Source organism: Klebsiella sp. MBT K-1 (assembly GCF_002556465.1).
Lineage (GTDB): Bacteria > Pseudomonadota > Gammaproteobacteria > Enterobacterales > Enterobacteriaceae > Klebsiella > Klebsiella grimontii.
Genome location: NZ_PDEL01000001.1, coordinates 94,151 through 114,008, shown reverse-complemented (window position 1 = coordinate 114,008; position 19,858 = coordinate 94,151). Strand labels below are relative to the sequence as shown.

The window sequence follows — 19,858 nt, the reverse complement described above, 5'->3', positions numbered from 1 at the left end:
ATGTTAAAATTCATCTTTCGTCGCTGTCTGGAAGCGATTCCGACGCTATTTATTCTTATTACTATCTCTTTCTTCATGATGCGTCTTGCACCGGGAAGCCCTTTTACCGGTGAACGTACGCTGCCGCCGGAAGTCATGGCGAATATTGAAGCAAAATACCATTTAAACGACCCCATCATGACCCAGTACTTCAATTACCTGAAGCAGCTGGCGCACGGTGATTTCGGTCCTTCCTTTAAATATAAAGATTACTCGGTTAACGATCTGGTCGCTTCCAGCTTCCCGGTGTCAGCCAAATTAGGCTTCGCCGCGTTTTTTCTGGCGGTTGTGCTTGGCGTGAGCGCCGGGGTGATTGCGGCTTTGAAGCAAAATACAAAATGGGATTTTGCCGTGATGGGGGTGGCAATGACCGGGGTGGTGATACCGAGTTTCGTGGTCGCGCCGTTACTGGTCATGATATTTGCTATCACCCTGCACTGGCTGCCGGGCGGCGGATGGAACGGCGGGGCGCTGCAATATATGATTTTGCCGATGGTCGCCCTGTCGTTGGCCTATATCGCCAGCATCGCGCGTATTACCCGTGGCTCTATGATCGAAGTTCTCCACTCTAACTTCATTCGCACCGCCCGGGCAAAAGGCTTACCGATGCGGCGCATTATTCTGCGCCATGCATTAAAGCCCGCGCTGCTGCCGGTGCTCTCCTATATGGGGCCCGCCTTTGTCGGCATTATTACCGGCTCAATGGTTATCGAAACCATCTATGGCCTGCCGGGAATCGGTCAACTGTTCGTCAACGGCGCGCTGAACCGCGACTACTCGCTGGTCCTTAGTCTGACCATTCTGGTGGGCGCATTGACCATTCTGTTTAACGCGATTGTTGACGTGCTGTACGCCGTTATCGATCCGAAGATCCGTTACTAACGCTGGGGTTCGCCATGATGTTAAGTAAGAAAAACAACGAGGCGCTGGAAAACTTCAGTGAAAAGCTGGAAGTCGAGGGACGCAGCCTCTGGCAGGACGCTCGCCGCCGCTTTATGCATAACCGCGCTGCCGTCGCCAGCCTGATTGTGCTGGTGATTATTGCGCTGTTTGTCACCATCGCGCCGATGGTATCGCAGTTTTCCTATTACGATACCGATTGGGGCATGATGTCCAGCGCGCCCGATACGGAGTCCGGGCACTACTTTGGTACCGACTCTTCCGGCCGCGACCTGCTGGTGCGGGTGGCGATTGGCGGGCGTATCTCATTAATGGTCGGCGTGGCCGCTGCGCTGGTGGCGGTGATTCTGGGAACGCTTTACGGGTCGCTTTCCGGCTATCTTGGCGGCAAAGTGGATTCGGTAATGATGCGTCTGCTGGAAATCCTCAACTCCTTCCCGTTTATGTTCTTCGTCATCCTGCTGGTGACCTTTTTTGGTCAGAATATCCTGCTGATTTTCGTTGCCATCGGGATGGTCTCCTGGCTGGATATGGCGCGTATCGTTCGCGGCCAGACCCTGAGCCTGAAGCGTAAAGAGTTTATTGAAGCTGCGCAGGTTGGCGGCGTTTCAACGGGCAATATCGTTATCCGCCATATCGTGCCTAACGTGCTTGGCGTGGTCGTGGTGTATGCCTCACTGCTGGTGCCGAGCATGATTTTGTTCGAATCCTTCCTGAGCTTCCTCGGCCTGGGTACCCAGGAGCCGTTAAGCAGCTGGGGCGCGCTGCTCAGCGATGGCGCCAACTCGATGGAAGTTTCGCCGTGGCTACTTCTGTTTCCTGCCGGTTTCCTGGTGGTAACGCTGTTTTGTTTTAACTTTATCGGCGATGGCCTGCGTGATGCCCTCGACCCGAAAGACCGCTAAGGAGCGCCGACATGAGTACGATGGAAACGGCGAAAGCGCCGCAGGCAGCACAACAATCCGGACTGCTTCTGGATGTGAAAGATCTCCGCGTCACCTTTGGTACTCCCGATGGTGATGTGACCGCGGTCAACGATCTCAATTTTAATCTGCGGGCAGGGGAAACCTTAGGCATCGTGGGCGAGTCCGGTTCCGGCAAATCGCAGACCGCTTTTGCGCTGATGGGCCTGCTGGCGGCGAACGGTCGCATCGGCGGTTCTGCGACCTTTAACGGTAAGCAGATCCTCAACCTTCCGGAGCGCGAACTGAATAAGCTGCGCGCCGAGCAGATCTCAATGATTTTTCAGGACCCGATGACCTCGCTGAATCCGTATATGCGGGTAGGGGAGCAGCTGATGGAAGTCCTGATGCTGCATAAAGCGTTGAGCAAAGCCGAAGCCTTTGAAGAGTCGGTGAAAATGCTGGACGCGGTCAAAATGCCCGAAGCGCGTAAACGGATGAAAATGTATCCGCACGAATTTTCCGGCGGCATGCGCCAGCGCGTAATGATTGCGATGGCGCTGCTGTGCCGGCCTAAGCTGCTGATTGCCGATGAGCCGACAACGGCGCTGGACGTGACCGTACAGGCGCAAATCATGACGCTGCTTAATGAGCTCAAGCGCGAGTTCAATACGGCGATCATTATGATTACCCACGATCTCGGCGTCGTCGCCGGGATCTGCGATAAGGTGCTGGTAATGTACGCCGGGCGTACGATGGAATATGGTCAGGCGCGCGACGTCTTTTATCAACCATCGCACCCTTATTCTATCGGTCTGCTCAATGCGGTGCCGCGGCTGGATGCGGAAGGCGATGCTCTGTTAACGATTCCGGGCAATCCGCCGAACCTGCTGCGGCTGCCGAAGGGCTGTCCGTTCCAGCCGCGCTGTCCGCATGCGATGGAAATTTGCAATAGCGCTCCGCCTCTGGAGGAGTTTGCACCGGGCCGCCTGCGCGCCTGCTTTCAACCGGTGGGGGATTTGCTATGAACGCCGTAACGGAACAAAGAAAAGTCCTGCTCGAAATCGCCGATCTGAAAGTGCACTTTGATATTAAAGACGGTAAACAGTGGTTCTGGCAGCCGTCGAAAACGCTGAAAGCGGTGGATGGCGTAACGCTGCGTCTGTATGAAGGTGAAACCCTGGGCGTGGTCGGCGAGTCCGGATGCGGAAAATCGACCTTCGCGCGCGCGATCATTGGTCTGGTCAAAGCCACCGACGGTAAAGTCGCCTGGCTAGGTAAAGATTTGCTGGGAATGAAGGCCGACGAATGGCGCGACGTGCGCAGCGATATTCAGATGATCTTTCAGGATCCGCTGGCGTCGCTAAACCCGCGCATGACTATCGGGGAAATTATCGCCGAGCCGCTGCGTACCTATCATCCGAAAATGCCGCGTCAGGAAGTTCGCGATCGCGTTAAGGCGATGATGATGAAAGTGGGGCTGCTGCCGAACCTGATTAACCGCTACCCGCATGAGTTCTCCGGCGGCCAGTGTCAGCGCATCGGTATTGCCCGTGCGCTCATTCTTGAGCCGAAGCTCATTATTTGCGATGAGCCGGTTTCGGCGCTGGATGTGTCGATTCAGGCGCAGGTAGTGAATCTGCTGCAGCAGCTGCAGCGTGAAATGGGACTATCGCTGATTTTTATCGCCCACGATCTGGCGGTGGTGAAGCACATTTCTGACCGCGTACTGGTGATGTATCTCGGGCATGCCGTGGAACTGGGCACCTACGATGAGGTGTACCATAATCCGCTGCATCCTTATACCAAAGCGCTGATGTCGGCGGTGCCGGTGCCGGACCCCGATAAAGAGAAGAATAAAACTATCCAACTGCTGGAGGGGGAATTGCCATCGCCGATTAACCCGCCGTCGGGATGCGTATTTCGCACGCGGTGCCCGATTGCCGGGCCGGAGTGCGCTAAGACGCGACCGGTGCTGGAGGGCAGTTTCCGACACGCGGTTTCCTGCCTGAAGGTAGACCCGTTATAATCTCTGGGGCTGACGCAGGTCAGCCCTTTTTTTAGCGAGGTTAACGTGGCTTTTCATATTCATGCCGCTCGTCTGCGGCTGTATCATTTACTCTTCGATCAAAACCGTCGCACCGGCCGGCATTTTGAGGGATTCTGCGGCCTCTTTGCGCTGCTTAGCGTGCTGGTGATATTTATCGAGTCCGGATTGGGAACGCAATATCATCTGACGGTAGATGAATGGCATGTCTTTGTCTGGCTTGAGCTTATTGTCACCGCGGTTTTTACCTGCGAGTATATTCTGCGCATTATCAGTTGGCCGAATCCGCTAAAGTATATTTTCAGCTTTTGGGGAATTATTGATCTTGCCACTATCTTACCGCTCTACGTAATGTGGCTATGGCCTGAGATCAGTATTGAGTACGTGTTCGCCTGGCGGGCCATGCGCGCGATTCGCGCTCTGCGTATTCTTAAACTGCTGCGTTTTATGCCGTCGCTGAATATTTTCTGGACCGCCATCGTCAGCGCTCGCCACCAGTTGATTCTGTTCTACTCTTTTATTGCCATCGTGATGGTGATTTTTGGCGCCCTGATGTATCTGGTTGAGGGGCCGCGATATGGGTTTACTACGCTGAATGCGTCGGTTTACTGGGCGATTGTGACGATAACCACGGTGGGATATGGCGACATCACGCCGCATACGCCGCTCGGGCGAATTCTGGCCTCCATCCTTATCTTAATCGGCTACTCAATTATTGCGATTCCCACCGGCTTAATTACCACCCATATGACCACGACCTTTCAGAATCGCCGTACTCAGCGCATATGTTCGAATTGTCAGCATGCAAATCATGAAAAAGACGCCCGCTACTGCAACGCCTGCGGCAGTAAACTACCCGAATAAATAAAAAAGCCTGCTCTGGTTAAACCCGGCAGGCTTATTCTGTATCGTTATTTACTTAAGAAAGATTTTATTCGCGCCACAGGATATGACAGAGCTTGTGGTCTTTTTCACGGCACAGCAGCACGCGCGCAAAAATATCGTTAATCTCGCCGCCATCTTCATCGGCCAGGCCAATGACCACTTCCGCGAAGAAGTCAGGGTTGAGGTCAAAATCGACGTGCTCTTCCCAGTCAGGCGCCGGGTCAAAGAGCTCAGCGCCGCCGCGTTCTTCAAACTGCAGATTGAACAGAATGACATCCGCCGGGTCGAGGTTGTCGACGGCCAGCTCGAGGAAAATGTCGTAAGCCTGTTCAAGCGTTTCGTCTTCGGTCAGGCGATTGTTTAAATCCATATCCATGATTGCTACCCATTAAACATCTGATTGGCACGTTTTACAGCAACGGACTGAAGAAGTAAAACAGTCGCTCGGCGATCCGCTGCCACAGCGGACGTTTTAACCATAGCCTGGCGTCCAGCAGGCGCGAGCGGGAGATATAATCATCCTGCACCGCGGCCAGATCGCTGCCAAATCCGGCATCGTCAATCACCAGCGTAATCTCGAAGTTCAACCACAGGCTGCGCATGTCGAGGTTAACGGTGCCCACCAGGCTGAGCTCGCCGTCAACCAGCACGCTCTTGGTATGCAGCAGGCCGCCTTCAAACTGGTAGATCTTCACCCCGGCAGCCAGCAGTTCGGTAAAGAAGGCGCGGCTGGCCCAGCCCACCAGCAGCGAGTCGTTCTTGCGCGGCAGGATGATGCTGACATCGACGCCGCGCTGGGCGGCGGTGCAGATGGCATGCAGAAGATCGTCACTGGGCACAAAGTAGGGAGTCGTCATGATCAAATGCTCTTTGGCCGCGTAGGCGGCAGTGAGCAGAGCCTGATGGATCAAATCTTCCGGAAAGCCCGGGCCCGAGGCGATAGTGTGAATCGTGTGCCCGCTGGCCTCTTCGAACGGCATAATGTTCGCGTCCGGCGGCGGCGGTAAAATACGTTTACCGGTTTCAATCTCCCAGTCGCAGGAGTAGACAATGCCCATGGCTGTCGCTACAGGCCCTTCCATTCGCGCCATCAGATCGATCCACTGGCCAACGCCGGAGTCCTGCTTAAAGAAACGCGGATCAACCAGATTCATACTGCCGGTATAGGCAATATAGTTATCGATCATGACCATTTTACGGTGCTGACGCAGGTCCATACGGCGCAGGAAGACGCGCATCAGGTTGACCTTCAGCGCTTCGACGACTTCAATGCCGGCATTACGCATCATCGCAGCCCAGGGGCTGCGGAAAAAGGCCACGCTCCCGGCGGAGTCGAGCATCAGCCGGCAATGTACACCGCGTCTGGCCGCCGCCATTAATGATTCGGCGACCTGGTCGGCCATGCCGCCAGGCTGCCAGATATAGAAGACCATCTCAATATTGTGCCGGGCGAGCTGGATATCGCGGATGAGCGCTTGCATGACGTCATCGGACTCGGTGAGCAGCTGGAGCTGGTTTCCTTTGACGCCGCCAATTCCCTGACGGCGTTCGCAGAGTTTGAACAACGATTCGGCGACCGGGCTATTATCATCGGCAAAGATATGCTTGCAGGCTTTGAGATCTTTTAACCACTTGGCCGTCGAGGGCCACATGGCCCGCGCGCGCTCGGCGCGGCGTTTACCCAGATGCAGTTCGCCGAACGAGAGATAGGCGATAATTCCCACCAGCGGAAGAATATAAATGACAAGCAGCCAGGCCATCGCTGACGGGACCGCGCGTCTTTTCATTAATATCCGTAATGTTACACCGGCGATAAGTAGCCAGTAACCAAGTATAACCAGCCAGTTCACCACCGTGTAAAAGGTTGTCATAGATGAAAAATCCTTTTGAATGACTTGATGACATGAGTTTACGCATCAACATCCATCTGGCAAATAAAAACGCAGCGAAAGCGTTGGTTAGCCAGATTCATCGGTCTATAATGCAGGCTGTTTTCACTCGTAGAGTAGTTGTAATGAAGCGTAGTAGAACGGAAGTAGGGCGCTGGCGCATGCTTCGGCAGGTGAGCCGCCGTAAAGCACGCTGGCTGGAAGGCCAGTCGCGTCGTAATATGCGCATCCTCGCCATCAGAAAAGAGCTGGTTAAGCGGCAACGACACTCTCTGCTGTTCACCTTCTCTGAGTTTTGAGAGTCGAAACAAAAGGCACCGCTCGCGGTGCCTCTGTTTTTTGCCAACATTTGGTTCTTTAGAATACTTTTTTATACGGTTTTACAGATACTTTCTGATAAACCCCTGCGGCGATATACGGATCGTCATTGGCCCATGATTGCGCCGCTTCCAGTGATTCAAATTCCGCAATTACCGTTGAGCCGGTGAAGCCCGCCGCGCCGGGTTCATTACTGTCGACTGCGGGCATTGGGCCGGCGGTCAGTAAACGACCTTCATCATGTAATAATTGCAAACGCGCCAGGTGGGCGGGACGTACCGACGTCCGTTTTTCCAGAGAGTCGGCGATATCTTCAGCGTAGATAACGTAAAGCACGGCATGGCTCCTTATCAATAAATTGGCGAATCACGTTAAGTGAAACCGTCGTTGACTGCAATGCAAAGATGCTCACGATCCCCAGAATGCCACGTCCCGGCGGCTTTTTGTCATAAATCAGGGCAAATTTTGATACAAGCCAACAACCCTAGTTGAATATGATTGCTATTTGCATTTAAAATCGGGGCATCATTTTTCAACAGAAACGACTATGAGCGCAATGACCTTTGATTTACCTCGCCGCTTTCCGTGGCCCACGCTACTGTCTGTGGTTATCCACGGCGGTGTTGTCGCGGCGCTGCTCTATACTTCGGTACATCAGGTTATTGAACGGCCGTCACCCTCACAGCCCATTGAGATTACTATGGTGGCCCCGGCAGATCTGGAACCGCCTCAGGCGGCTCAGCCGGTCGTTGAACCCATCGTTGAACCGGAACCAGAGCCGGAATCGGAAGTGATTCCTGAACCGCCAAAAGAGGCGCCGGTCGTTATCCATAAACCGAAACCTAAACCGAAGCCAAAGCCTAAACCGAAGCCGGAAAAAAAGGTTGAGCAACCGAAGCGTGATGTAAAACCGGCGGAAACGCGCCCGGCCTCGCCGTTTGAAAATACAAATACGGCGCCAGCGCGCACCGCGCCGAGCACCTCAACCGCGAACGCTAAACCGACCGTCACGGCGCCGACCGGACCGCGGGCGTTAAGCCGTGGAGAACCGAGCTATCCTGCTCGTGCGCAGGCGCTGCGCATTGAAGGGAATGTTCGGGTTAAGTTCGACGTCACGGCGGAAGGGCGCGTGGATAACGTGCAGATCCTCTCTGCCCAGCCGGCCAACATGTTTGAGCGTGAAGTGAAAAACGCTTTACGTAAATGGCGCTATGAACCGGGTAAACCAGGAACCGGCATTACCATGACCATTCAGTTCCGCCTGAAAGGCGTACAAATCAGCTAATCCGCATAAGCAAGGCCCCTTACGGGGCCTTATCCATGAACACGTCATCAAGCGCTTTCTGCGCCGTCACCAGATGTTGTCCGCCAAACAGAATTGCGCGATTCAGCAGCGTATAGAGCTGGTAGATGGGTTGCCGCTCAAGAAACCCGGACGGTAGCGGCGAAACGGATTGATAGCCATCATAGATTTGCGGCGGCTGTTCCGGATGCAGCGGGAGCATCGCCAGATCGCATTCGCGATCGCCCCAGTAGCAAGCGGGGTCGAAAATATAGGGTCCGTTTGGCCCAAGCGCGCAGTTACCGGACCATAAATCACCGTGGAGCAGCGACGGCTGCGGCTGATGATTGCTCAACCGCTGCTGAATAATATCAACAAGGCTATCGATATCGCCAAAATGCAGGCCTTTCTCGGCGGCGAGCTCGAGCTGCCAGCCGATGCGCTGTTCGGCAAAGAACGTGGACCAGCGACGCTGCCAGGCGTTCGGCTGGGGAGTCGTGGAAAGGTCATTGTCAAAATCCAGACCAAACTGCGGCTGATCGCTCCATTGATGCAAATGGGCGATTTGCTGGCCTAACAGGAAAGCGTTGTGCGCATCCAGCGGGCGAGGGGGGAGATATTCCATGACCAGAAAACTATAATCACGATCGCTGCCTACGGCAAAAACCTGCGGTACGTTCACGGTTTTACTTCGCGACAGCAGCTCAAGCTGGTCTGCCTCGGCCGTGAAGATGGGTAAAAGCTCACGTTCGTCGCATTTTACGAAGTAATCGCGTCCGCCAAAGCGTAAATGCCAGGCGGCGTGGATCTCTCCACCGGGTAGTTCGTTTCGCAGTTCGATTTCAGCTGCTTCGGTATGCAAATCGCTTAACAAATTGCTGATAGCTTGCCACATGCCGTCTCTCCCCATGTCTTCCAACATTTCATAAGGTTAGCGCATAACCCCGGCGTAAAATTCGAACTGACGCACAACTGAACGTTTTCCGTTGCGTCAATCGCACTTATTGAGCTTTTATCCACTCGCTGAATGTTGACACGGTGACGTCAACGGCTCTTCCCAGCGCGGTTTCGGCCAAACCCGCGCTTAACGCTTTAACTTCATCGGCATTCTGCATGGAAAGCAGGCCGAAGGTATTGGTGCCGAGCTCGTGGACGTTCCCTTCATCATCGTTTAAGACAAGGGTAAACCCGGCGCGAGTGAGATGATTACTGAGTTCGTTAATTTCCGTTAACGTCTCTTCGTGGAAACGAACCGTGACGACCCAGGCGGTAATTTCGCTACTCATTTTTCACCCCGTTGTTATCCATGGCATTTTTAGCATAGACCATCATGCTGATTTGGCGACTCCCTCCGTTTTGCCAGAGGGAGAGAAGGAGATTATAAACCGCGCAGATAATCGTAGATTTTTTGCGTATTTTCCTGCGAGCAAAGGCGGGTGCCCTGATTGATGGTGGCCGCGCTACCCGCCGCGACGCCAAAGCGAACCATATCTTCAAGCGAGGCATTTTCCGCCAGCCTTAAGGTCATCGCGCCAACCATGCTGTCACCGGCGCCGACGGTACTCTGGCTTTTCATCGGCGGCGGTACGACCTGAACGCTACCATCGGCGTCAACACCAAGCGCTCCCTGTGCTCCCAGGGAGACGACGACGCGCTGGACTTTGCCGGAACGAATTAACTCTTGCGCGGCGAGCCGCACATCATCCGGCTGGCTCAGATCCCGCTGGACCAGCGCGCTCAGCTCTTTCTGGTTCGGTTTAACCAGTTCAATATTGCCGACATCAAGCGCTGCGGCGAGAGCATCGCCGGAACTATCAACAATACAGCGCAATCCATGCCGCTGCGCGTTTTTCACCAGCTGCGTCAGGTTTTCGACGCTGATGCCCGGCGGCAGACTGCCGCTAATTACCAGCAGCGAGCCGGGGGCGATAGTGAGAACTTTTTCCTCAATGAGGCGGAGCTCATCCGCAGTTAATGCGGCGCCAGGCATCACGAAACGATATTGCTCGCCGCTGGCGTTCACATGAACGTGAAGATTCTGCCGCGTCCAGTCGTGAGTCTCTACCGTATCGACGGGAACGTGTTCATCCGTCAGCAGCGCTGTCAGGTGTTCACCCGTTGCGCCGCCGACGGGAAAGATAGCCGTGGCGCTGCCGCCAAGAAAAGTGATGGCTCGCGCCACGTTAATACCGCCGCCTCCGGGTTCAAATACGGGGGCGCTACAGCGTAGCTTGCCTTCCGGGTAAATTTGCGGGGTTTGCGTGGCGCTGTCGAGAGAGGGGGCTAACGTGAGCGTATAGATTTTGGTCATCCGGTTTCCTCCATAATACGAATTTAGCTGCTCTGATTTTAAGCATGGCACTTAAAGGAGGTAAGGGGAAGCGACGACTAGCTTATGCCCCGGTACCCCTTTTTATCTTTATGAAATAAAAATTGTTTTGCGAAGCGTCTTATACAAAAAACGAAAGAGTAATTGATTGCTAAGTTAATCGTGCTTTTTTATAATTTACTCCCTTTCTTAGGACCGGCTATTAGCGATCCTCGCGAAAGTTCCCGGGACCCTCCTGGTCTCCTTATAGGTTGTACGGACTTAAAATTAAATGAAGCTTTTGAAGACAGTACCCGCAGCGGTGATGCTGGCGGGAGGGCTCTTTGCGTCTGCGTGCGCAATGGCCGATGATTCCGTTTTTACTGTCATGGATGACCCTTCTTCTGCAAAAAAACCTTTCGAAGGTACTGTTAACGCCGGTTATCTGGCGCAGTCCGGCAATACGAAAAGTTCCTCAATGACCGCCGACTCCACGTTGACCTGGTATGGCGATACCACCGCATGGTCGCTGTGGGGAAATGCCAGCAATACGTCGTCAAACGATCAGCGCTCTTCGGAAAAGTACGCGGTGGGCGGACGTAGCCGTTATAACCTGACCGACCAGAATTATCTTTTTGGTCAGGCGAGCTGGCTGACGGATCGTTACAATGGTTATCAGCAGCGTGATGTGTTCACCGCGGGTTATGGTCGTCAGATCATGAACGGCCCGGTACACAGCCTGCGTTTTGAATTTGGTCCTGGCGTACGCTATGACGAGTATACCGATGGTGATAATGATACTCAGCCGTTGGGCTATGCTTCCGGTACCTACGCCTGGCAGATGACCGATAACGCCAAATTTACCCAAGGCGTCTCGGTATTCGGCGCTGAAGATACGACGCTGAACTCTGAAAGTGCGTTAAACGTTGCGATTAACGCGCACTTTGCCCTCAAAGTAGCCTATAACCTGACGTGGAACTCTGAACCGCCGTCATCGGCGCCGGAACATACCGATCGCCGCACCACGCTATCGCTCGGTTATAAAATGTAATATTTTCAGGCCGGATATTCCGGCCTGATTGTTTTAAATTTAGCAATAAGTGGCATTATTATTTTTGGTCTCTTGTTTTGTTTTTTATAAAAAGAAATGGTCTCCATAATTTCCTCATAATTGCTATTTTGCTGACAAATATGCAGTCAATTTGACACGAAAAGATAAATATTGGGTCGGACAAAAATGTGATCTGGATCTATACTGTTCAACACAGGCGGAGATAACGAATCCGTTCTATTATCTGCAACAAATAAGAGAATGACTATCATGAGAAATAGCAAAATCGCACTCGTGGCCGTGATGCTGTGCACGCTGTCTTTTGGCGCATTTGCCGCCGCTCCCGCACCGCAGCCGGGTAATCACGATCGTACGCCAGTGGGCATTGCCAAAGCGACCGATGTCGAAGCGGGCTCCAACATTGCTCCGGGCTCACAATCAACCGGACAGTCAATGAACGACGCGTTTGATGTTCATAAACTTGTCGCCGGCGAATGGTCCTGATATTTAAACACCATTCATAACTTCTCTTTTATTATTTCGTCAAGCAGTAAACCGGGTAATGCTGTACCGGTTTCGCTTTCCGCGTTTGGTGTTAAATCGTCATAATTTATGTGAAATCATAAATATTCTATATGCGTCATATCGCGCTGTCGTCGTTTCTTCCGATCTATCGCTGAAGCAATTATGCAGCGTTTGTTACGCCGCCCCCTTTTTTTTCCATCAACAATAACCATTTAGTCTTATGTGACTTTTATCACGCACTAATGATGTGTAAACTAACCCTCGGTGTTATCAACAGGCGGCTGCAGGTGGGGACGTGTCGGTGAACGAGCGTGCACATATTTTCGCAGAGTGAAGCGGGAACTGGGTCTGAACTTGTTGATAATTATGATTATATTGTTTTGTATGTGCTCTTTCGTGCGGGGCACCACTGCAAATAAGGACATGAAATGCCTGTAATTACGCTTCCTGATGGCAGCCAACGCCATTTTGATCACGCTGTGAGCCCGATGGACGTCGCTCTGGATATTGGCCCCGGTCTGGCGAAAGCCACTATCGCTGGTCGTGTCAACGGCGAGCTGGTTGACGCCTGTGACTTAATTGAAAACGACGCAACGCTCTCTATCATCACCGCGAAAGATGAAGATGGTCTTGAGATTATTCGTCACTCCTGTGCGCACCTTTTGGGGCATGCGATTAAACAGCTGTGGCCAAATACCAAAATGGCGATCGGCCCGGTTGTCGACAATGGTTTCTACTACGATGTCGATCTGGACCATACCCTGACCCAGGAAGATATCGACGCGCTCGAAAAACGTATGCATGAGCTCGCCGAGAAAAACTACGACGTTATTAAGAAGAAAGTCAGCTGGCACGAAGCGCGTGAAACCTTTGTGAAGCGTGGCGAGAGCTATAAAGTCTCTATTCTTGATGAAAACATTGCTCATGATGACAAGCCTGGCTTGTATCATCACGAAGAATATGTCGACATGTGCCGTGGGCCGCATGTGCCGAATATGCGTTTCTGCCATCACTTCAAACTGATGAAGACCGCTGGCGCCTACTGGCGCGGCGATAGCAATAATAAAATGCTGCAGCGCATCTACGGTACCGCCTGGGCAGATAAAAAAGCGCTGAATGCCTATCTGCAGCGCCTGGAAGAAGCCGCTAAGCGCGATCACCGTAAAATCGGTAAGCAGCTCGACCTGTATCATATGCAGGAAGAGGCGCCGGGTATGGTGTTCTGGCATAATGATGGATGGACTATCTTCCGCGAACTGGAAACTTTTGTGCGTTCTAAGCTGAAAGAGTACCAGTATCAGGAAGTTAAAGGCCCGTTTATGATGGACCGTGTGCTGTGGGAAAAAACCGGCCACTGGGACAACTATAAAGATGCGATGTTTACCACTTCTTCCGAGAACCGTGAATACTGCATCAAGCCGATGAACTGCCCGGGTCACGTGCAGATCTTCAACCAGGGCCTGAAATCCTACCGCGATCTGCCATTACGTATGGCTGAATTCGGTAGCTGCCATCGCAATGAGCCGTCAGGCGCGCTGCATGGCCTGATGCGCGTACGCGGGTTTACTCAGGACGATGCCCATATTTTCTGTACTGAAGATCAGGTTCGTGATGAAGTTAACGCCTGTATTCGTATGGTCTACGATATGTACAGCACCTTCGGCTTCGAGAAAATCGTCGTCAAGCTGTCAACTCGCCCGGAAAAACGCATCGGTAGTGATGAGACATGGGATCGTGCTGAAGCGGATCTGGCGGTGGCGCTGGAAGAGAACAATATCCCGTTTGAATATCAACTGGGTGAAGGCGCCTTCTACGGTCCGAAAATTGAATTTACCCTGTATGACTGCCTCGATCGTGCATGGCAGTGCGGTACTGTACAGCTGGACTTCTCCCTGCCGCAGCGTTTAAGCGCCTCCTATGTTGGCGAAAATAACGAACGACAGGTACCGGTAATGATTCACCGTGCGATTCTTGGTTCGCTGGAGCGCTTTATTGGCATCCTGACCGAAGAGTTTGCCGGCTTCTTCCCAAGCTGGCTTGCGCCGGTGCAGGTTGTGATCATGAATATTACTGATTCTCAGGCTGAATACGTTAACGAATTGACGCGTAAACTACAAAATGCGGGCATTCGCGTAAAAGCAGACTTGAGAAATGAGAAGATAGGCTTTAAAATCCGCGAGCACACTTTACGTCGTGTCCCTTACATGTTGGTCTGTGGCGACAAAGAGGTAGAAGCTGGCAAAGTTGCCGTGCGTACCCGTCGTGGCAAAGACTTGGGCAGCCTGGACGTAAATGAAGTTATCGAGAAGCTGCAACAAGAGATTCGCAGCCGCAGTCTAAAACAACTGGAGGAATAAGGTATTAAAGGCGGAAAACGAGTTCAAACGGCACGTCCGAATCGTATCAATGGCGAGATTCGCGCCCTGGAAGTTCGCTTAACAGGTCTGGAAGGCGAAGCTTTGGGTATTGTGAGTCTGAGAGAAGCTATCGAAAAAGCTGAAGAAGCTGGAGTAGATTTAGTTGAAATCAGCCCTAACGCCGAACCGCCAGTTTGTCGTATCATGGACTACGGCAAGTTCCTTTATGAAAAGAGCAAGTCTTCTAAGGAACAGAAGAAAAAGCAAAAAGTTATTCAGGTCAAGGAAATCAAATTCCGACCTGGCACCGATGATGGCGACTACCAGGTAAAACTCCGCAGCCTGGTTCGCTTTCTGGAAGAGGGTGATAAAGCTAAGATCACGCTGCGTTTCCGCGGCCGTGAGATGGCTCACCAGCAGATCGGGATGGAAGTGCTTACCCGCGTCCGTGACGATCTGAGTGAACTGGCAGTAGTCGAATCCTTCCCAACGAAGATCGAAGGCCGCCAGATGATCATGGTGCTCGCTCCTAAGAAGAAACAGTAAGGCCTTCAAGTAGCAATGTCTGTGGAGCCTTTAGGTTCCGCAGCTGTTGTTCGCCTATGTTTCGTTTATTAACAATGCGAAGTGGAAGTTATTAAAATGCCAAAAATTAAGACCGTACGCGGTGCTGCTAAGCGCTTCAAAAAAACCGGTAAAGGTGGTTTTAAGCACAAGCACGCTAACCTGCGTCACATTCTGACCAAAAAAGCTACTAAGCGTAAACGTCACCTGCGTCCGAAAGCCATGGTTTCCAAAGGCGATCTGGGCCTGGTCATCGCGTGCCTGCCGTACGCATAAGTCGTTAACCCTTTTAACTTTTTAATTAGAATAGATACAGGAGAGCACATATGGCTCGCGTAAAACGTGGTGTAGTTGCCCGTGCACGTCACAAGAAAATTTTGAAACAAGCTAAAGGCTACTACGGTGCGCGTTCTCGCGTATACCGCGTTGCCTTCCAGGCTGTTATCAAAGCTGGTCAGTACGCTTATCGTGACCGTCGTCAGAAAAAGCGTCAGTTCCGTCAACTGTGGATTGCGCGTATCAACGCAGCAGCACGTCAGAACGGTATTTCTTACAGCAAATTCATCAACGGCCTGAAAAAAGCCTCTGTTGAAATCGACCGTAAGATCCTGGCTGACATCGCAGTATTCGACAAATTAGCGTTCACCGCGCTGGTCGAAAAAGCGAAAGCAGCTCTGGCATAAGCCAGTTGAAAGAGGGAGCTTGTCTCCCTCTTTTCGTTTCAAGGCTATCAATACATTGACTTTTATCCGCGTAAGCATTTCAATATCGGTCTTACGTTTTTTACCAGACAAGGTAATGCAAGCATGAATGCTGCTATTTTCCGCTTCTTTTTTTACTTTAGCACCTGAACTCAGGAGGCTAGCGCGTGAAAGAAGAAACGGAAAACAGCGCCAAAAAGCCTCCCCCTGTGGAGGCTTTTTTTGTATCTGAACTGGCTCGTTCTATTTCAAGCTCCAGACGCGTGGGTTGACCTGAATCATTCGGTCAACTGAAGGAGTACCTACGGTCTGCGGCTCGAAATTGTGAGAGCAAAATAATAACCATAACCGGTGTCTGCACCGACATAATGAGGAAAACCATGTCACATCTCGCAGAGCTGGTTGCCAGTGCGAAGGCAGCCATTAACGAGGCATCAGATGTTGCTGCGCTGGACAACGTCCGCGTGGAATACCTGGGTAAAAAAGGGCTTCTGACCCTTCAGATGACCACCCTGCGCGAGCTGCCTGCTGAAGAGCGCCCGGCAGCCGGCGCGGTTATCAACGAAGCCAAAGAGCAGGTCCAGCAGGCGCTTAACGCGCGTAAGACCGAGCTCGAAAGCGCAGCGCTTAACGCGCGCCTGGCCTCGGAAACCATTGATGTCTCTCTGCCGGGACGTCGTATTGAGAACGGCGGACTGCACCCGGTTACCCGCACCATCGACCGTATCGAAAGTTTCTTCGGTGAGCTCGGCTTTACCGTCGCGACCGGCCCGGAAATCGAAGATGACTACCACAACTTCGATGCGCTGAATATCCCTGGCCACCATCCGGCACGCGCTGACCACGACACTTTCTGGTTCGATGCGACGCGCCTCTTGCGTACGCAAACTTCAGGTGTGCAGATCCGTACCATGGCTAACCAGCAGCCGCCGATCCGCATTATTGCGCCAGGCCGCGTGTATCGTAACGACTACGATCAGACCCACACCCCAATGTTCCATCAGATGGAAGGCCTGATCGTTGATACCAACATCAGCTTTACCAATCTGAAGGGAACGCTGCACGATTTCCTGCGTAACTTCTTTGAAGAAGATCTGCAGATTCGTTTTCGTCCGTCCTATTTCCCGTTCACCGAGCCCTCTGCGGAAGTTGACGTCATGGGCAAAAACGGCAAATGGCTGGAAGTGCTCGGCTGCGGTATGGTGCATCCAAACGTACTGCGCAACGTGGGTATCGATCCGGAAATCTATTCCGGCTTTGCCTTCGGCATGGGCATGGAGCGTCTGACCATGCTGCGCTACGGCGTGACCGACTTACGCGCGTTCTTCGAAAACGATCTGCGTTTCCTCAAACAGTTTAAATAAGGGCAGGACAGAACAATGAAATTCAGTGAACTGTGGTTACGCGAGTGGGTTAACCCAGCTATCGATAGCGAAGCGCTGTCGGACCAGATAACGATGGCCGGGCTTGAGGTTGACGGCGTTGAGCCGGTCGCGGGCAGCTTCAACGGCGTTGTTGTTGGCGAAGTGGTCGAGTGCGCTCAGCACCCTAATGCCGACAAACTGCGCGTGACAAAAATCAACGTCGGCGGCGAACGTCTGCTGGATATCGTCTGCGGCGCGCCGAACTGCCGTCAGGGCCTGAAGGTTGCCGTGGCGACCATCGGCGCCGTCCTGCCGGGCGATTTTAAAATTAAAGCGGCAAAGCTGCGCGGTGAGCCGTCGGAAGGCATGCTGTGCTCCTTCTCCGAACTGGGTATTTCCGACGATCACAGCGGCATTATTGAACTGCCCGCCGATGCGCCGTTGGGTACCGATATCCGTGAATATCTGAAGCTCGACGATAACACTATCGAAATCAGCGTCACGCCGAACCGTGCCGACTGTCTCGGTATTATCGGCGTGGCCCGCGATGTCGCCGTGCTCAACAAGGCGCCGTTGAATGTCCCGGAAATACCCCCGGTAGCCGCCACCGTCAATGACGTTCTGCCAATCCAGGTCGATGCGCCGGAAGCGTGTCCGCGCTATCTGGGGCGCGTGGTAAAAGGCATTAATGTCAAAGCGCCGACCCCGTTATGGATGAAAGAGAAGCTGCGCCGCTGCGGTATTCGCTCCATCGATGCGGTGGTTGACGTGACCAACTACGTCCTGCTCGAGCTGGGCCAGCCGATGCACGCCTTCGATAAAGACCGCATTGAAGGCGGAATTGTCGTGCGTATGGCGCATGAAGGAGAACCCCTGGTCCTGCTGGACGGCTCCGAGGCTAAGCTGGACACCGATACTCTGGTGATTGCTGACCATCAGAAAGCTCTGGCCATGGGGGGGATTTTCGGCGGCGAGCACTCCGGCGTAAACGATGAAACGCAAAACGTTCTGCTGGAATGCGCGTTCTTTAGCCCGCTGTCCATTACCGGGCGCGCCCGCCGTCATGGCCTGCATACCGATGCTTCCCACCGCTACGAGCGCGGCGTGGACTCCGCGTTGCAGTATCAGGCGATGGAGCGTGCGACCCGCCTGCTGATGGATATTTGCGGCGGCGAAGCTGGCCCGATCATTGACGTCACCAACGAAGCGACCCTGCCGAAGCCTGCGACCATCCAGCTTCGCCGCAGCAAGTTGGATCGTCTGATTGGTCACCACGTTGAGGATGCGCAGGTTAGCGATATTCTGCGTCGTCTGGGCTGTGACGTCACCGAAGGCCAGGACGAGTGGCAAGCCGTCGCGCCGAGCTGGCGTTTCGATATTGCCATCGAAGAGGACCTGGTCGAAGAAGTCGCCCGCGTCTATGGTTATAACAATATTCCTGACGAACCGGTGCAAGCGGGCCTGATCATGGGCACCCACCGCGAAGCGGATCTGTCGCTTAAGCGCGTGAAAACGCTGCTCAACGACAAAGGCTATCAGGAAGTGATTACCTACAGCTTCGTTGATCCGAAAGTACAGCAGTGGATCCACCCCGGCGAAGAAGCGCTGATTCTGCCGAGCCCGATCTCCAGCGAAATGTCGGCGATGCGCCTGTCATTGTGGACCGGCCTGTTAGGGACGGTGGTCTACAACCAGAACCGTCAGCAGAGCCGCGTACGCATCTTTGAGAGCGGTTTACGCTTTGTTCCTGATACTCAGGCTCCGCTGGGCATTCGTCAGGATGTGATGCTGGCCGGCGTGATTTGCGGTAACCGTTACGAAGAACACTGGAACCTGGCAAAAGAAACCGTCGATTTCTATGATTTAAAAGGCGATCTGGAGTCGGTCCTCGACCTCACCGGCAAGCTGTCCGACATTGAATTTCGCATCGAAGCCAATAATGCGCTTCATCCGGGTCAGTCGGCGGCGATTTATCTGAAAGGTGAACGTATTGGTTTTATTGGGGTTGTTCATCCTGAGCTGGAACGTAAGCTGGATTTGAACGGTCGCACGTTGGTCTTTGAACTGGAGTGGAGCAAGCTTGCAGACCGCGTGGTGCCTCAGGCGCGTGAAGTTTCTCGCTTCCCGGCGAACCGTCGCGACATCGCCGTCGTTGTGGCAGAAAACGTTCCCGCTGCCGATGTTTTAGCCGAGTGTAAGAAAGTTGGCGTAAATCAGGTAGTTGGCGTAAACTTATTTGACGTGTACCGCGGCAAGGGCGTAGCAGAGGGTTTCAAGAGCCTCGCTATCAGCCTTATCCTCCAGGATACCAGCCGTACACTCGAAGAAGAGGAGATTGCCGCTACCGTCGCCAAATGTGTAGAGGCATTGAAAGAGCGATTCCAGGCATCATTGAGGGATTGAACCTATGGCGCTTACAAAAGCTGAAATGTCAGAATATCTGTTTGATAAGCTTGGGCTTAGCAAGCGGGATGCCAAAGAGCTGGTAGAGTTATTTTTCGAAGAGGTCCGTCGCGCTCTGGAAAACGGAGAGCAGGTAAAACTCTCCGGGTTCGGCAATTTCGATTTGCGAGATAAGAACCAACGCCCGGGCCGTAACCCGAAAACGGGAGAGGATATCCCTATTACAGCCCGGCGAGTGGTGACTTTCAGACCTGGCCAGAAGCTAAAAAGCCGTGTCGAAAATGCGTCACCCAGAGATAAGTAATCTGAACTAACTAAAAAGG

The 19,858-nt window shown here is 53.0% G+C and carries 23 protein-coding genes and 1 other annotated feature; of the genes, 17 read left to right on the top strand and 6 right to left on the bottom strand.

The genetic code is table 11. From position 1 onward, the window contains the following. The 5 genes from oppB to CMQ96_RS00510 are packed head-to-tail and all read left to right on the top strand — an operon-like array spanning position 1 to position 4,752. On the top strand, positions 1–921 hold the full coding sequence (gene oppB / locus CMQ96_RS00530; protein WP_004121700.1) for an oligopeptide ABC transporter permease OppB: 921 nt from the start codon (positions 1–3) through the stop codon (positions 919–921). A 14-nt stretch (positions 922–935) separates the two neighbouring features. Next, positions 936–1,844, top strand: a complete 909-nt coding sequence (gene oppC, locus CMQ96_RS00525) for an oligopeptide ABC transporter permease OppC (RefSeq protein WP_049085441.1) — start codon at positions 936–938, stop codon at positions 1,842–1,844. 11 nt (positions 1,845–1,855) lie between these two features. Beyond that, positions 1,856–2,869 carry an ABC transporter ATP-binding protein gene (locus CMQ96_RS00520; protein ID WP_024357876.1) on the top strand — a complete coding sequence of 338 codons (1,014 nt, stop codon included), beginning with the start codon at positions 1,856–1,858 and terminating at the stop codon, positions 2,867–2,869. After that, positions 2,866–3,870 carry a murein tripeptide/oligopeptide ABC transporter ATP-binding protein OppF gene (oppF, locus tag CMQ96_RS00515; RefSeq protein ID WP_004121693.1) on the top strand — a complete coding sequence of 335 codons (1,005 nt, stop codon included), beginning with the start codon at positions 2,866–2,868 and terminating at the stop codon, positions 3,868–3,870. Before CMQ96_RS00520 ends, oppF begins: the two co-directional genes overlap by 4 nt. A 45-nt stretch (positions 3,871–3,915) precedes the next feature. Then, positions 3,916–4,752, top strand: a complete 837-nt coding sequence (locus tag CMQ96_RS00510; protein WP_098065656.1) for an ion transporter — start codon at positions 3,916–3,918, stop codon at positions 4,750–4,752. 67 nt (positions 4,753–4,819) lie between these two features. On the opposite strand, the gene CMQ96_RS00505 is transcribed toward CMQ96_RS00510, so the two are convergent. Beyond that, positions 4,820–5,149, bottom strand: a complete 330-nt coding sequence (locus CMQ96_RS00505) for an HI1450 family dsDNA-mimic protein (protein WP_004103097.1) — start codon at positions 5,147–5,149, stop codon at positions 4,820–4,822. Positions 5,150–5,183: 34 nt separating this feature from the next. Further along, positions 5,184–6,644: a cardiolipin synthase gene (gene cls, locus CMQ96_RS00500; RefSeq protein WP_004134054.1), complete on the bottom strand. Its 1,461-nt coding sequence runs from the start codon at positions 6,642–6,644 to the stop codon at positions 5,184–5,186. A gap of 143 nt (positions 6,645–6,787) precedes the next feature. Here cls and CMQ96_RS28240 point away from each other — a divergent pair, with 143 nt between their 5' ends. Further along, positions 6,788–6,961, top strand: a complete 174-nt coding sequence (locus CMQ96_RS28240) for a YciY family protein (protein ID WP_004121687.1) — start codon at positions 6,788–6,790, stop codon at positions 6,959–6,961. A gap of 58 nt (positions 6,962–7,019) precedes the next feature. Here CMQ96_RS28240 and CMQ96_RS00490 read toward each other — a convergent pair whose 3' ends face one another. Beyond that, positions 7,020–7,316, bottom strand: a complete 297-nt coding sequence (locus CMQ96_RS00490) for a YciI family protein (RefSeq protein WP_004103089.1) — start codon at positions 7,314–7,316, stop codon at positions 7,020–7,022. A gap of 220 nt (positions 7,317–7,536) precedes the next feature. Here CMQ96_RS00490 and tonB point away from each other — a divergent pair, with 220 nt between their 5' ends. Beyond that, a complete protein-coding gene (gene tonB / locus CMQ96_RS00485) occupies positions 7,537–8,265 on the top strand; it encodes a TonB system transport protein TonB (RefSeq protein ID WP_217993227.1) in 729 nt (242 codons plus the stop codon). Between the two features lie 19 nt (positions 8,266–8,284). On the opposite strand, the gene CMQ96_RS00480 is transcribed toward tonB, so the two are convergent. The 3 genes from CMQ96_RS00480 to pfkB form a co-directional block, all read right to left on the bottom strand. Further along, on the bottom strand, positions 8,285–9,157 hold the full coding sequence (locus CMQ96_RS00480) for a fructosamine kinase family protein (protein WP_024357879.1): 873 nt from the start codon (positions 9,155–9,157) through the stop codon (positions 8,285–8,287). Between the two features lie 106 nt (positions 9,158–9,263). Further along, positions 9,264–9,548, bottom strand: a complete 285-nt coding sequence (ghoS, locus tag CMQ96_RS00475) for a type V toxin-antitoxin system endoribonuclease antitoxin GhoS (protein ID WP_004134059.1) — start codon at positions 9,546–9,548, stop codon at positions 9,264–9,266. Positions 9,549–9,640: 92 nt separating this feature from the next. After that, complete coding sequence (gene pfkB, locus CMQ96_RS00470; protein WP_024357880.1) at positions 9,641–10,573, bottom strand: 6-phosphofructokinase II; 933 nt, start codon at positions 10,571–10,573, stop codon at positions 9,641–9,643. 289 nt (positions 10,574–10,862) lie between these two features. Between pfkB and CMQ96_RS00465 the strand changes: the two genes are divergently transcribed. The 10 genes from CMQ96_RS00465 (at position 10,863) to ihfA (ending at position 19,839) form a co-directional block, all read left to right on the top strand. Continuing rightward, positions 10,863–11,621 (top strand): YdiY family protein, encoded by a 759-nt coding sequence (locus CMQ96_RS00465; protein ID WP_004121674.1) that lies wholly within the window; start codon positions 10,863–10,865, stop codon positions 11,619–11,621. Between the two features lie 270 nt (positions 11,622–11,891). Beyond that, positions 11,892–12,125 carry a hypothetical protein gene (locus CMQ96_RS00460; protein WP_098065652.1) on the top strand — a complete coding sequence of 78 codons (234 nt, stop codon included), beginning with the start codon at positions 11,892–11,894 and terminating at the stop codon, positions 12,123–12,125. 449 nt (positions 12,126–12,574) lie between these two features. Beyond that, positions 12,575–14,503 carry a threonine--tRNA ligase gene (thrS, locus tag CMQ96_RS00450; protein ID WP_024357882.1) on the top strand — a complete coding sequence of 643 codons (1,929 nt, stop codon included), beginning with the start codon at positions 12,575–12,577 and terminating at the stop codon, positions 14,501–14,503. 3 nt (positions 14,504–14,506) lie between these two features. Then, positions 14,507–15,049, top strand: coding sequence for a translation initiation factor IF-3 (gene infC, locus CMQ96_RS00445; protein WP_071830666.1), 543 nt, complete (start codon positions 14,507–14,509; stop codon positions 15,047–15,049). A 96-nt stretch (positions 15,050–15,145) separates the two neighbouring features. Beyond that, positions 15,146–15,343, top strand: a complete 198-nt coding sequence (gene rpmI, locus CMQ96_RS00440) for a 50S ribosomal protein L35 (RefSeq protein WP_001124225.1) — start codon at positions 15,146–15,148, stop codon at positions 15,341–15,343. A gap of 50 nt (positions 15,344–15,393) precedes the next feature. After that, entirely contained in the window at positions 15,394–15,750 is a 357-nt protein-coding gene (gene rplT, locus CMQ96_RS00435; protein ID WP_004102963.1) for a 50S ribosomal protein L20, read from the top strand. A 118-nt stretch (positions 15,751–15,868) separates the two neighbouring features. After that, positions 15,869–15,994 (top strand) — a sequence feature (Phe leader region). Next, the gene (gene pheM / locus CMQ96_RS28590) at positions 15,874–15,918 is read left to right on the top strand and encodes a pheST operon leader peptide PheM (RefSeq protein ID WP_001386830.1); all 45 of its coding nucleotides are present in this window, start codon (positions 15,874–15,876) and stop codon (positions 15,916–15,918) included. It overlaps the preceding feature by 45 nt. Positions 15,995–16,148: 154 nt before the next feature. Continuing rightward, positions 16,149–17,132 carry a phenylalanine--tRNA ligase subunit alpha gene (gene pheS, locus CMQ96_RS00430; RefSeq protein ID WP_004134066.1) on the top strand — a complete coding sequence of 328 codons (984 nt, stop codon included), beginning with the start codon at positions 16,149–16,151 and terminating at the stop codon, positions 17,130–17,132. A gap of 15 nt (positions 17,133–17,147) precedes the next feature. After that, positions 17,148–19,535 carry a phenylalanine--tRNA ligase subunit beta gene (gene pheT, locus CMQ96_RS00425; RefSeq protein WP_098065650.1) on the top strand — a complete coding sequence of 796 codons (2,388 nt, stop codon included), beginning with the start codon at positions 17,148–17,150 and terminating at the stop codon, positions 19,533–19,535. A gap of 4 nt (positions 19,536–19,539) precedes the next feature. Beyond that, positions 19,540–19,839 (top strand): integration host factor subunit alpha, encoded by a 300-nt coding sequence (ihfA, locus tag CMQ96_RS00420; RefSeq protein WP_004102960.1) that lies wholly within the window; start codon positions 19,540–19,542, stop codon positions 19,837–19,839. The last annotated feature ends 19 nt before the right edge of the window (positions 19,840–19,858 follow it).

Bases quoted from the DNA above. Each gene is read 5' to 3' on its own strand.
- rpmI (WP_001124225.1), top strand. From the start codon at position 15,146: ATGCCAAAAATTAAGACCGTACGCGGTGCTGCTAAGCGCTTCAAAAAA.
- ihfA (WP_004102960.1), top strand. From the start codon at position 19,540: ATGGCGCTTACAAAAGCTGAAATGTCAGAATATCTGTTTGATAAGCTT.
- oppC (WP_049085441.1), top strand. From the start codon at position 936: ATGATGTTAAGTAAGAAAAACAACGAGGCGCTGGAAAACTTCAGTGAA.
- CMQ96_RS00505 (WP_004103097.1), bottom strand. From the start codon at position 5,149: ATGGATATGGATTTAAACAATCGCCTGACCGAAGACGAAACGCTTGAA.
- CMQ96_RS00480 (WP_024357879.1), bottom strand. From the start codon at position 9,157: ATGTGGCAAGCTATCAGCAATTTGTTAAGCGATTTGCATACCGAAGCA.
- CMQ96_RS00520 (WP_024357876.1), top strand. From the start codon at position 1,856: ATGAGTACGATGGAAACGGCGAAAGCGCCGCAGGCAGCACAACAATCC.
- cls (WP_004134054.1), bottom strand. From the start codon at position 6,644: ATGACAACCTTTTACACGGTGGTGAACTGGCTGGTTATACTTGGTTAC.
- CMQ96_RS00460 (WP_098065652.1), top strand. From the start codon at position 11,892: ATGAGAAATAGCAAAATCGCACTCGTGGCCGTGATGCTGTGCACGCTG.
- oppF (WP_004121693.1), top strand. From the start codon at position 2,866: ATGAACGCCGTAACGGAACAAAGAAAAGTCCTGCTCGAAATCGCCGAT.
- pfkB (WP_024357880.1), bottom strand. From the start codon at position 10,573: ATGACCAAAATCTATACGCTCACGTTAGCCCCCTCTCTCGACAGCGCC.
- CMQ96_RS28240 (WP_004121687.1), top strand. From the start codon at position 6,788: ATGAAGCGTAGTAGAACGGAAGTAGGGCGCTGGCGCATGCTTCGGCAG.
- tonB (WP_217993227.1), top strand. From the start codon at position 7,537: ATGACCTTTGATTTACCTCGCCGCTTTCCGTGGCCCACGCTACTGTCT.
- ghoS (WP_004134059.1), bottom strand. From the start codon at position 9,548: ATGAGTAGCGAAATTACCGCCTGGGTCGTCACGGTTCGTTTCCACGAA.
- CMQ96_RS00465 (WP_004121674.1), top strand. From the start codon at position 10,863: ATGAAGCTTTTGAAGACAGTACCCGCAGCGGTGATGCTGGCGGGAGGG.
- thrS (WP_024357882.1), top strand. From the start codon at position 12,575: ATGCCTGTAATTACGCTTCCTGATGGCAGCCAACGCCATTTTGATCAC.
- oppB (WP_004121700.1), top strand. From the start codon at position 1: ATGTTAAAATTCATCTTTCGTCGCTGTCTGGAAGCGATTCCGACGCTA.
- pheS (WP_004134066.1), top strand. From the start codon at position 16,149: ATGTCACATCTCGCAGAGCTGGTTGCCAGTGCGAAGGCAGCCATTAAC.
- pheT (WP_098065650.1), top strand. From the start codon at position 17,148: ATGAAATTCAGTGAACTGTGGTTACGCGAGTGGGTTAACCCAGCTATC.
- rplT (WP_004102963.1), top strand. From the start codon at position 15,394: ATGGCTCGCGTAAAACGTGGTGTAGTTGCCCGTGCACGTCACAAGAAA.